This window comes from Xylophilus sp. ASV27 (assembly GCF_016428875.1).
GTDB lineage: Bacteria > Pseudomonadota > Gammaproteobacteria > Burkholderiales > Burkholderiaceae_C > Xylophilus.
This window is the reverse complement of the sequence record NZ_JAELTO010000125.1, coordinates 1-11,727: the sequence shown is the minus strand read 5'-3', so window position 1 is coordinate 11,727 and position 11,727 is coordinate 1. Positions and strand designations below refer to the sequence as shown.

Annotated in this window: 11 protein-coding genes; all 11 read left to right on the top strand. The window is 68.3% G+C overall.

Features of this window, described 5'->3' with window-relative positions; genetic code table 11:
• The coding region (locus JHD63_RS19595; protein WP_233168464.1) for a thiamine pyrophosphate-dependent enzyme at positions 1–708 on the top strand (708 nt) is incomplete at its 5' end.
• Positions 705–1,820 (top strand): FkbM family methyltransferase, encoded by a 1,116-nt coding sequence (locus tag JHD63_RS19590; RefSeq protein WP_198972487.1) that lies wholly within the window; start codon positions 705–707, stop codon positions 1,818–1,820. The genes JHD63_RS19595 and JHD63_RS19590, both read left to right, overlap by 4 nt.
• A gap of 61 nt (positions 1,821–1,881) precedes the next feature.
• Complete coding sequence (locus JHD63_RS19585; protein ID WP_198972486.1) at positions 1,882–2,835, top strand: NAD-dependent epimerase/dehydratase family protein; 954 nt, start codon at positions 1,882–1,884, stop codon at positions 2,833–2,835.
• Positions 2,832–3,698 (top strand): class I SAM-dependent methyltransferase, encoded by an 867-nt coding sequence (locus tag JHD63_RS19580; protein ID WP_198972485.1) that lies wholly within the window; start codon positions 2,832–2,834, stop codon positions 3,696–3,698. The genes JHD63_RS19585 and JHD63_RS19580 overlap by 4 nt, the downstream gene beginning before the upstream one ends.
• Entirely contained in the window at positions 3,695–4,366 is a 672-nt protein-coding gene (locus JHD63_RS19575) for an HAD family hydrolase (RefSeq protein WP_198972484.1), read from the top strand. Before JHD63_RS19580 ends, JHD63_RS19575 begins: the two co-directional genes overlap by 4 nt.
• The gene (locus JHD63_RS19570) at positions 4,363–7,848 is read left to right on the top strand and encodes a glycosyltransferase (protein WP_198972483.1); all 3,486 of its coding nucleotides are present in this window, start codon (positions 4,363–4,365) and stop codon (positions 7,846–7,848) included. The genes JHD63_RS19575 and JHD63_RS19570 overlap by 4 nt, the downstream gene beginning before the upstream one ends.
• A 150-nt stretch (positions 7,849–7,998) precedes the next feature.
• Positions 7,999–8,871 carry a flagellar motor stator protein MotA gene (motA, locus tag JHD63_RS19565; protein WP_198972482.1) on the top strand — a complete coding sequence of 291 codons (873 nt, stop codon included), beginning with the start codon at positions 7,999–8,001 and terminating at the stop codon, positions 8,869–8,871.
• A 22-nt stretch (positions 8,872–8,893) separates the two neighbouring features.
• Complete coding sequence (gene motB, locus JHD63_RS19560) at positions 8,894–9,919, top strand: flagellar motor protein MotB (protein WP_198972481.1); 1,026 nt, start codon at positions 8,894–8,896, stop codon at positions 9,917–9,919.
• A gap of 57 nt (positions 9,920–9,976) precedes the next feature.
• The gene (cheY, locus tag JHD63_RS19555; protein WP_198972480.1) at positions 9,977–10,366 is read left to right on the top strand and encodes a chemotaxis response regulator CheY; all 390 of its coding nucleotides are present in this window, start codon (positions 9,977–9,979) and stop codon (positions 10,364–10,366) included.
• A complete protein-coding gene (locus JHD63_RS19550; protein WP_198972479.1) occupies positions 10,363–11,091 on the top strand; it encodes a protein phosphatase CheZ in 729 nt (242 codons plus the stop codon). The genes cheY and JHD63_RS19550 overlap by 4 nt, the downstream gene beginning before the upstream one ends.
• A gap of 283 nt (positions 11,092–11,374) precedes the next feature.
• A partial coding sequence (locus JHD63_RS19545; protein WP_198972478.1) for an EscU/YscU/HrcU family type III secretion system export apparatus switch protein occupies positions 11,375–11,727 on the top strand: 353 nt, incomplete at its 3' end.

The following is an 11,727-nucleotide window of genomic DNA, read 5'->3' as shown; positions in this document are numbered from 1 at the left end:
GAACATCAACAGCAGAGCGGCGCCCCGCTGAACCCTTACGTGATGGTGAGCCGCATCTTCGGGCAGATGCGGCCCGATGACATCGTGGTCTGCGGCAACGCATCGGCCTGCATCCTGCCGTTCCAGGTGGGCGCGCTGCAAGCAGGCCAGCGCCTCTTCAGCAACTCCGGCTCGGCGTCGATGGGCTACGACCTGCCCGCCGCGCTGGGCGCCGCTACCGCCGCGCAAGGCGCGCGCCGCGTGATCTGCTTCGCCGGCGACGGCAGCCTGCAGATGAACATCCAGGAGCTGCAGACGCTCAAGACCACGGGGCTGGACGTGATCGTGGTCGTGCTCAACAACCGGGGCTACCTGTCGATCTGGCAGACGCACGAGAACTTCTTCGGCCGCGTCATCGGCGCCACACCCGAGTCGGGCGTGGACTTCCCCGACTTCACCGCCGTGGCCCGCGCCTACGGCCTGCGCGCCGAGAGCATCGCCACCGAGGCCGACCTGCCCCGGCTCGACGCGCTGCTGCAAGGCGGCGGCCCGCTGCTGATCGACCTGCACGTCGATCCCCGGCAGGAATTCGCGCCGCGCATCAAGTCGCGCGTGGACGAGCACGGCAAGTTCGCCACGCCCGAGCTGGACGACATGCACCCCTTCCTCGACCCGGGCATGCTGCAGCAGATCCGCAGCGAAGCGCTGACGATCCGCTCATCGCCATGACGGACACGGCGGACTTCCTGCGCCTGCGCGAACAAGCCCCCGCGCCCGGTCTGGACCCCGGCCGCCCCTGCTGGATCTTCGGCGCGGGCAGCTTCGGCCGCAGCCTTGCCAGCGCAATGCAGGCCCAGGGTATCGCCGTCGCCGGGTTCGTGGAAACCGCCCCGCGCACTAATGCGGCACTGGGCCTGCCCGTGCTCGACTGGAGCGCGCTGGCGCGCGAGGCGCCCCAGGCCCAGTTGGCCCTGGGCATCTTCAACCGCGACACGCCCTATGACCAACTAATGGCCCTGCCCGCAGCCGCCGGGCTCCCCCCGCCGCTGATGCCGTGGACGCTCTACGAACCGCTGGCCCAGGCGCTAGGTTGGCGCTTCTGGCTCAGCACCCGTGCCCTGCTGCTGGACGGGCTGGAGCGCATCGCCCAAGTGGCGCAGCGGCTGGCCGACGCCGAAAGCGTGCGCACGCTCTACCGCATCTGCGCCTTCCGACTGGGGCTGGACATGGGCTACGCCAGCTTCCGGTCCGCCGATCGGCAGTATTTCAATGCGCTGACCCTGCCCGCCCTGCAGGGTCGCGCCATCACCTACGTGGACTGCGGCGCCTACGACGGCGACAGCTTCGGCGAGCTGCTCGCCCAGCCCGGCATTGCCTGTGCGCAAGCCTTTCTGCTGGAACCCGATCCCGCCAACTACGCGCGGCTGACGCAACATGCAGCGGCCCAGGCCGTCTGCCTGCCGCTGGCGGCGGCGGACGCACACTGCAGTCTGACTTTCAACGCCGGGCAGGGCGAAGCCTGCACCGTCATGAAAGAGGGGGCGGGCCCCCCCGTCACCGCCGTGGCGTTGGATGCGCTGCTGCCCGGCACCCCGGTTGATCTCATCAAGCTCGACATCGAAGGCGCCGAGGCCCAGGCGCTGCGCGGCGCGCGGCAGCTCATCCGGCGCTGCCGCCCGGTGCTGGCGGTGTCGCTTTACCACAACCCCCAGGATCTCTGGGAGCTGCCCGAGCTGCTGTTCGCGCTGTGCGGCGAGGGCTACCGCTTCCACATCCGCCAGCACGGGTTCAACTCGTTCGATTCCGTGCTGTACGCTGTGCCCCGCCAGGGATTTTCATGAAATCAGCCTCGAGCGCTTATTCATCAAGCGCTAGCAGCTATCAAAACAAGAGTGACAACCCATGAATTTGCTGCTGACGGGAGGCACCGGATTCTTTGGCAAGGCGCTGCTGCGGCATTGGCAGGCGGCGCCTGCCGCACCGCGCGTCACCGTGCTCAGCCGCGATCCCGAGGGATTTCTGGCGAGCCATCCTAACTTCGCCGCGCTGCCCTGGCTGCACTTTCACGCGGGCGACATTCTCAACCCCGCCAGCCTGCCCGCCACTGCATCGTTCACGCACCTGCTGCACGCAGCGGCCGATTCCACGCTGGGGCCACGGCTGACGCCCTTGCAGCGCTACACGCAGATCGTAGATAGCACCCGCCACCTGCTGGAATACGCCGTCGCCCACGATATCCCACGCTTCCTGCTCGCCAGCTCCGGCGGCGTCTATGGCGCGCAGCCGCCCGAGATGACCCACATGTCCGAGGACCACCATTGCATGCCCGACCCACTGGACGCACGCAATGCCTACGGCGTCGCCAAGCGCTGCGCCGAGCACCTGTGCGCCCTCTATGCGCAGCAGCACGGCCTGCAGACCGTGGCGGCGCGCTGCTTCGCCTTCGTGGGGCGTGACCTGCCGCTTCACGTCCATTTCGCCATCGGCAACTTCATCCGCGATGCGCTTGACCGCCCCCAGATCACCGTGAACGGTGACGGCACGCCCGTCCGCTCCTACATGGACCAGCGCGACCTGGCGCGCTGGCTGGAGGCGCTGCTGCAGGGCGGGCGCGCGGGCCAGGCCTACAACGTCGGATCGGACGCGGCTCTGACCATCGCCGAGCTGGCGCACCAGGTGCGCGACCTGCTCGCACCGGGCAAGCCCGTCCACATCGCCGCGCAGGATGCGGGAGGCCCGCGCAGCCGCTACGTGCCCTGCATCGCCAAGGCGCGCGCCGAGCTGGGCCTGGACCTGCACCACACGCTGCACGATGCGGTGCTGGAGACGGCACGCCATGCGGAGGCCGCGCGATGAAGCTGATGCAACTGGCCGATGCCTGCATCTGCTGTGGCGGGCACGATCTGGCGTCGTCCCCCGCCGTGCTCATGCCCTTCGTCGCCAGCCGCGCCCTGGGCCAGGAGCCGCTGGAGATCACGGCGGAGTGGGGCCTGCGCGACCTGCGGCCCGGCATGGCCTACACCCTGTGCCATTCGCTGCAATGCCGCGCCTGCGGCGCGCTGTTCCTGGACTACCGCTTCACGCCCGCGCAGATGGCGGCGCTCTACGAGGGCTATCGCGGGCCGGCTTATACGCAACAGCGCGAGCGTTTCGAGCCCGGCTACGCGGCCACGGTGGCGCAGGATTACACGCGCCGCCACGCCTACATCGCCGAGGTGGAGGCCTGGCTTGCGCCCCGCCTGCCCGAGCGGCCGCTGATCCTGGACTGGGGCGGCGGCGACGGCAGCAACACGCCGTTCCTGGGCCGCGCGCGAGTGCAGGTACACGACATCTCTGGCGCTGCTCTGGCCGAAGGGGCCGAGCGCGCCGATCCCCATGCCACACCAGACCACGACCTGCTGGTGTGCACGCAGGTGCTGGAGCACGTGGCCGATCCCCTGGCCGTGCTGCAGGAACTGCTGCCCCTGATGGCCCCGCACACGCTGCTGTACCTGGAGGTGCCGCACGAGGCGCTGGTGCGCCAGCACCCGCCCGGCACCGACCTGACGCCGCGCAAGCGCCATTGGCACGAGCACGTCAATTTCTTTACCGAAAACTCGCTGCGCCGGCTCGCGGCACGCACAGGCCTGTGCGTGGCAGACACGCTGCGGCTGCCATTCGACAACGGCGCCCGCCAGGGCGAGGTGCTGAGCCTGCTGCTCACGAAGGAAAACCCATGAAAGTGCGCGACCTCGTCTTCGACCTGGATGGAACGCTGATCGACTCCGCCCCGTCCATCCTGGCCTCCATCCAGGGGGCGTTCGACGAAGCAGGCATCACGCCCGCCGCGCCGCTCACGCCCGCGCTCATCGGCCCGCCGCTGGCGCAGACGCTGCGCGCCCTGCTGCCGGATGCACAGGCCCACGCACTCCCCGGCCTCGTCGAAGGGTTCAAGCGCCACTACGACACCTCCGGCTACCAGCAAGCACATGTCTATCCCGGAGTGCAGGACATGCTGCAGGCCCTGGGCGGCCTGCCGGTACGCCTGCACATCGCCACCAACAAGCGCATCGCGCCCACGCGCCTCATCGTGGAACACCTGGGCTGGAACACGCGCTTCGCAGGCGTCTATGCGCTGGATTTCTACAGCCCCGCCCTGGCGCACAAGGCGGCCATGCTGCAGCGCCTGCGCCAGGCACTGGCCGGAACCGGCCCAGCCCCCCTTTACGTGGGCGATCGCGCCGAAGACGCCGAGGCCGCGCAGACCAGCGGCATGCCGTTCCTGTGGGCCGCCTGGGGCTATGGGGGGGACCTCCTGGCGGTCCCGCCAGCCAGCGTGCTGCGCACGCCCTCGCAACTCATGTCAGCCCTGCAAGACCCGCCGCGCCCTCAGGAACACGACCGATGACCTCACCGCCCCGCCCGCTCCATGCCGCGCCCCAGCGGCCCTATTACATCGAGGCCCCGGCGTACCGCCGCACGTCCGCCGGCATCCGCGTCATGCACATGCTCTGCCACCTGCTCAACCGCAGCGGCCATGACGCCTACCTGTATCCCACGGCCGCCACCAATCCGCTCTGGCACACGCCACTTCTGACGACGCAGCTGGTGCAGCAGCATGCCCAGGCAGGGCGCAGGCCGATCACGGTGTACCCGGAAATCGTTTCAGGCAATCCGCGCAACGGCACATCGGTGGTGCGCTACCTGCTGAACCGGCCGGGGCTGATCGGGGGGGACACTCAGTTTCCCGCCTCCGACCTGGTCTTCGCCTACACGCAGCATCTGCTGCCCGCAGGCGAAAATCCGGACCATGTCCTGTTCATGCCGCCCATAGACAGCTCCATCTTCCACAACCGGAACAACCCCCACGACCGGCAGCGCAAAGGCTGGCTGCTCTACCCGGGCCGGCACGCCGCTGGGCTGGAGGAGCACAAGGACTTGGCCGCGCGTTGCACCCTCATCACCAGCATCTGGCCCGCCTCGCCGCAAGAGATGGCCGAACTGTTCCGCCGCAGCGAGCGGGTCTATTGCTTCGAGTCCACCTCCATCGGGACGGAAGCAATCCTGTGCGGCTGCCCGGCCATCGTCCTGCCATCGCCCTACTTCAACGGCACGCCGCTGGGCGTCGAAGAGCTGGGAACACACGGGCTGGCCTTCGACGACACGCCGCAGGCCCTGCAGGAAGCCATCGAGAGCATTCCCATCGCGCAGGAAAAGTACGCGTCGTTAGAAGCCCTTTTCTGGGAGCAACTGGAGGTCTTCATCCGCGATACCCAGGTCATGCCCGACACCCCGGTGATCGCCCCGCATCCGGGGCAAAACATCCAGAAAAAGAACTTCCCCATCCAAAGCTGGCTGGATCAACGGCGGCCCGGCAAAGCCCAATCGCAGTTGATTAGCCAACGTTTCGAGGCGCACCCGCAGTCGGCCCCCCGCATCGACTTCATACTCCTGCCGGGCGCGGAGTCTTCGGCCACGCGCGCGACCCTGCACAGCCTGCAGGCCGATGGCTATCCGCATGCGGCCGTCCACGTGGCCGCGAGCACCGATGCGGCAGCGCTCAACGTCCTGGCCGCGCAAAGCACGGCCGCATGGCTGTGCTTCGTCCTGGCCGGCACCACGCTCGCGCCAGCCGGCATCACGCGCCTGGCCCTGGAGCTGATGGATGCATCCGCTTGCCGCGCGGTTTATGCGGACGAAATCGTCCATGAGCCCACGGGCAAGATCAGCACGCTGCTGCGGCCGGACTTCAACCTCGACATGTTCCTGTCCTGGCCGGCTGCCATGGCGCGGCATTGGTTCTTCCGGCGCGACGTATTCCTGGAGGCGGGCGGTTTCGACCCTGCCTATGCCGATGCGCGCGAATTCGAGTTGCTGCTGCGTCTGATCGAGACCGGGGGCCTCAACCGACTGGGCCACGTGCACGAGCCCCTGTTCATCGCCAGCCCGCCGCCGCTGGCCAACTCTGCGCACGAAGTCGCCGCCATCGAAAGGCATCTGCGCACCCGCGGCTACGCGCAGGCGCTCGTGGACACCAGCCTGCCGGGCCGCTACCGCATTCTGTATGGGCACGCGGTGGAGCCTCTGGTGTCGGTCATCGTTGTGGCCCAGGACCAGCCGGCCCTGGCGGAGCGCTGCGTGCGCCGTCTACTGGAGAAGACGGGCTATCCGAACTACGAAGTGCTGCTGGTGGCCGCCGATACCCACGCCTGGCTCGATGGTCTGCGGGACGCGCGTGTCCGCGTGTTGCGCCATCCGCACCCGCTCAACCTGCCTGCTCGCCAGAACATGGCCGCACGCGAAGCGCGCGGCGAGTACCTGGTGCTGCTGGGCGAGGGCGCGGCGGTCCTGCAGGAGGGCTGGATCGATGCATTGCTCAACCATGCGCTGCGGCCCGAAGTGGGCATCGTGGGCGCCAAGCTGCTGCATGCGGATGGCACCGTCCAGCACGCGGGCGTGGTGCTGGGGCTGCGCGGCCCGGCGGACCACCCCTTCATGGGAGCGGACGCGAACGATCCCGGCTACATGCAGCGGCTGCAGATCGACCAGGACTACAGCGCCGTCACCGGCGCCTGCCTGATGGTGCGCCGCTCTCTGTACGAACAGGTAGGCGGACTAGACGAGCAGGACTTCGCGGCGTCGTACGGCGACGTGGACCTGTGCCTGAAAGCCGCCAGGACGGGGCATCTGGTCGTATGGACACCGCATGCCGTGCTGCTGAACGAGGCGGCGGGAGGCCAGCAGCAGCGCAGCGCATTCGTATCCGCGCAGGACGCCATGTACCGCAAATGGCTGCCCCAGATCGCCCGCGACCCGGCCTATAACCAGAATCTGTCCCTGGCAGGCCAGGGCTTCGAGCTGGAGACGGCGCTGGATCTGAACTGGAACCCGCTGCCCTGGCGACCGCTGCCGACGGTACTGGCCCTGGCGGCCGATGGGCAGGGTAGCGGCCACTACCGCGTCATCCACCCGGCGTTGACGCTGTCCGCAGCGGGGCTGGCGGACGTGCGCCTGAGCCTGCGCCACTGGCTACCCGCGGAGATGGAGCGCCTGCAGCCCGACGCCTGGATACTGCAAAACCAGGTGCGTGAGCCGCAGATCGAGATGCTGCGCCGCCAGGCGCAGTTCACGAAGGCGTTCAAAGTGGCGGAGCTGGACGACTACCTGCCCGGCCTGCCGGCGGCGCATGCCCAGCGCGCCCACCTGCCCGATGACGTGTTGGGCGCGCTGCGGCGCTCCGTGGCGCTGGCCGACCGGCTGGTGGTGCCCACCGAGGCGCTGGCCGAGGCGTTGGCGGGGCTGCACCCCGACATCCGCGTGCTGCCCACACGCCTGCCGCCCGTGTTTTGGCGCGGGCTGGGCAGCCAGCGCCGCGCCAGTTGTCGGCCGCGCGTGGGCTGGGTGGGAAGAGCCTCCCACCAGGGCGATCTGGCGCAGATCGCCGACGTGGTGCGGGCGCTGGCCGGCGAGGTGGAATGGGTGTTCCTGGGCGCCTGCCCCGCTCCACTGCGGCCCTGCCTGCACGAGCTGCACGAGGCCGTTCCCATCGACCAGTACCCGCACAAGCTCGCCAGCCTGAACCTCGATCTGGCCGTAGCGCCGCTGGAGCCGGGCCTGTTCAACGAATGCAAGGGCCCCCAGCGCCTGCTGGAATACGGCGCATGCGGCGTCCCGGTGGTGTGCAGCGACCTGAAGCCCTACCGCGGCAGGTTGCCGGTCATGCGGGTGCCCAACCGCTTCGAGGACTGGATGGAGGCCATACGCGCCCACACTCACGACCCGGACGCCAGCGCTTGCCAGGGCGAACGTCTGCGCGATGCCGTGCTGGCAGACTGGATGCTGGAAGGGGCGCACCTCGCGGAATGGGCCGATGCCTGGCTTCCTCCCTGAAGAACCGCCCACGCGCGGCTTGACAAACGGAGAAGAGCCGCGTTTTTTCCTGCTTGCTCGGAGCGTCACACAAACCACAATCAGATACAGTGCACCCTGATGCAGGGGCTCGCCTGCATCGCTTTTCACCTCGGCAAAAACACGCCCCCCATGTTCGTCATCATCGGCTACGTCGTCTGCCTAGGCTGCATCTTCGGGATGTTCATACTGCACGGCGGCAACATCGGCGTGATCATGAAGGCGCTGCCGTTCGAGCTGGTGACCATCCTGGGCGGGGCGCTTGGGGCGTTCGTGGTGAACAACCAGTCCAAGGTGCTCAAGGCCACGGTCAAGGTGCTGCCGCAGGCGTTCAAGGGGTCCAAGTACACCAAGGCACGCTACATGGAGCTGATGGCGCTGCTCTACGACATCCTGCAGAAGGCGCGCAAGGACGGCCTGATGGCGATCGAGAGCGACGTCGAGCAACCTGAGGAGTCGCCCATCTTCCAGAAGTACCCGGCCCTGGCCAACGATCACCACGTGACCGAATTCATGACCGACTACCTGCGCATGATGGTCTCGGGCAACCTCAATTCCTACGAGATCGAGGCCCTGATGGACAGCGAGATCGAAACCCACCACCAGGAGGCCAATGGCCCCGTGGCCGCGCTGACCCGGCTGGCCGGCGCCCTGCCGGCCTTCGGCATCGTGGCGGCGGTGCTGGGCGTGGTCAACACCATGGGCTCGGTGGGCCAGCCGCCCGCCGTGCTGGGCGCCATGATCGGCTCGGCCCTGGTCGGCACCTTCCTGGGTATTCTGCTGGCCTACGGCGTGGTGGAGCCGCTGGCCGGCCTGCTGGAGCAGAAGGCCGAGGACGGCAGCAAGGAGCTGCAGTGCATCAAATCCACGCTGCTGGCGAGCATGCAGGGCTACAACCCGACCACGGCGATCGAGTTCGGCCGCAAGGTGCTGTTCTCCGACGTGCGCCCGAGCTTTGTCGAGCTCGAGAGCCACGTCAAGGGCAGGAAGCAAGCAGGCACGTGACTGCGTTCTGAAGGAGCCCCGCATGGCAGACAAGAAGCTGCAGCCGATCATCGTCAAGCGCGCCCGCAAGCAAGCGCATGCCGCGCACGGCGGCGCCTGGAAGATCGCCTACGCCGACTTCGTGACGGCCATGATGGCCTTCTTCCTGCTGATGTGGCTGATCGGCTCGACCGCCCAGGGCGAGTTGCAGGGGATCGCGGCCTATTTCAATTCGCCGCTGAAGGTGTCCATGAGCGGCGGCAGCGGCGCGGGCAACAGCTCCAGCATCATTCCCGGCGGCGGCAATGACCTCTCCAAGGTCTATGGCCAGGTGCGCCGCGTCGACGTGGAAGCCGAGCGCCGGTCGCGCATGACGCCGGAGGCCGCCAAGGCCGAGATCGCCCGGCAGGACGCCCGGAAGCTGCGCGTGCTGCGCGAGAGGATCGACACGCTGATCAGCGCGAATCCGAAGCTGCAGGAATTCCGCTCCCAGATCCGCCTGGAAATCACGCCGGACGGACTGCAGATCCAGATCGTGGACGAGCAGAACCGCCCCATGTTCGACATTGGCAGCGCGATGGTCAAACCGTACATGCGCGACATCCTGCGCGAGGTCGGCGCCGCGCTCAACGGCGTCGAGAACCGCATCAGCCTGGCCGGCCACACCGACGCGGCCCCCTATGGCAACGGCGAGCGCGGCTACGGCAACTGGGAGCTCTCGGCGGACCGGGCCAACGCCTCGCGCCGCGAGCTGGTGGCCGCCGGCATGCCCGACTCCAAGCTGGTGCGCGTGGTCGGACTGGCCGCCAGCGACCTGCTGGACCCGGACCACCCGCTGGCGGCGGTCAACCGCCGCATCAGCATCACCGTGATGACGCACGAGGCCGAGGCCCGGCTGCTGGGCACCCCCCACAACGTCACGCCCGCAGCCCAGGTCGCCGACACCATCCGCGAGCTGGAACAGCCCCCTCCCGCCGCGCCACCCCCGCCCTCCGTGCCGGCCGCCGCTCCCCCTCCGTCGGTCGCCCCGCCCCCGGCCGCCGACCTCCGGGTGACCGCAACGCGTTAGCATCCACGCCTGCTCCATGCACCCCATAACTACTATTCCCTACCGAAAGGGTTTCTCGTGGCCACTGCCCTGCGCTTCCTGATCGTCGACGACTTCTCCACCATGCGGAGAATCATTCGCAACCTGCTCAAGGAGAGCGGATACGCCGACGCCGACGAAGCCGAAGACGGCGTTGCCGCCCTCAACAAGCTGCGCAACAGCCGCTTCGACTTCGTGGTGACGGACATCAACATGCCCAACATGAACGGCTTCGAACTGCTGACCCAGATCAAGGGCGACGAAAAGCTCAAGCATCTTCCCGTGCTGATGGTGACCGCCGAGGCGCGCAAGGAAGACATCATCGCCGCGGCCCAGGGCGGCGCCGCCGGCTACATCGTCAAGCCCTTCACCAAGGCCACGCTGGAAGAGAAGGTCCTCAACATCCTGAAGAAAGCGGGGCTGGCATGAGTACCACCACGCCCTTGTCCCACGCCGGGCCGGCCACGGATGGCACGGTCGACGTCCACACCAAGCTGGGCCAGCTCACGCGGCAACTGCACGACGCGCTCAACGCGCTCGGCTACGCGGAGAAACTGCGCGACAGCGCCGGCGAATTGCCCGACGCCAAGAGCCGGCTGACCTATATCGCCCGGCTCACCGGCGAGGCCGCCGAGAAGGTGCTCAACCAGGTCGACCATGCCAAGGGCCAGAACGCCTACCTGGCCGCGGAGACGCGGCGCATGATCGACGAGCTGGTGCAGGACCCGGTCGCCGCGGTCGCCACCGGCAAGATCATGAATTTCCTGACCGACATGGAGCGCGTGACGCAAGAGGCCGATGCCCACCTGACCGAGATCATGATGGCGCAGGACTTCCACGACCTCACCGGCCAGGTGATCGCCAGGGTCGTGGCGCTGGCGGCGACGCTGGAAGACCAGTTGGTCAAGCTGCTGATCCAAACCGCCCCGCCGGGCAGCGCGCTGCCTGAAGCCGCCGCGGCGGCCACCGCCGCCACGGCCGCCGCCGCCAGCGCGGCGCTCGCCTCTGCAGACGAGCTGTCTGCGCCGGCGGCGGCCCCCGCGCTCGACCTGCCGCTGCGCCCGCAGGGGCCGGTGATCGATCCGGAGAAGGAGAAGGACGTGGTCACCAGCCAGTCCGAGGTGGACGACCTGCTGGCCAGCCTGGGGTTCTGACTCGCCCCCAGGCTGCGCACTTCGTGTCTTCGCCTTCCCCCCTCCGGGGGCAACACCAGCGGCCCGGCAAAGCCGGTTCCGCGGTGTTCTTGGCTGCGGGCATGGCTTTTTTTGATGAAAAGTGGCCGTAGCCCAGGCGGCACCTGGGCTTTTAGCTATTCTTTTTGAAGTGATGTGCTGCACCGCCGCATCCGGGCCGAACAGGCGGGGTGAATCCAGTCTTATCGGGCTTTAGCGCGGGCGGGGGGTGCCGACAATCGGCGGGACTTATCCCTCCCGCCCCATGAGTTCCAGCCAAGACCGCCAGTTACCCGCCACCGAGCAGAAGCTTCGGAAGGCCCGCCAGGACGGGCAGGTTTCCCGCTCGCGCGACCTGTCGCACCTGGCAGTGCTGGGCAGCGGCGCGGTGGCGGTGCTGGTGCTGATGCCCGTGGTGTTCAAACACTTCAAGCTCGCGCTCAGCCAGCAACTGGTGTTCAACGCCGCGACCCTGCGGGACCCGGCCAGCATGCTGGACCGGCTGCGCGACTTCAGCGCGGTGGGCCTGCTCGCGGCGCTGGCCTTCGCGGTCATCGTGGGCGCCACCGCCATGATCAGCACCGTGGCCGCGGGCGGCTGGGTCAACAGCCTGAAGCC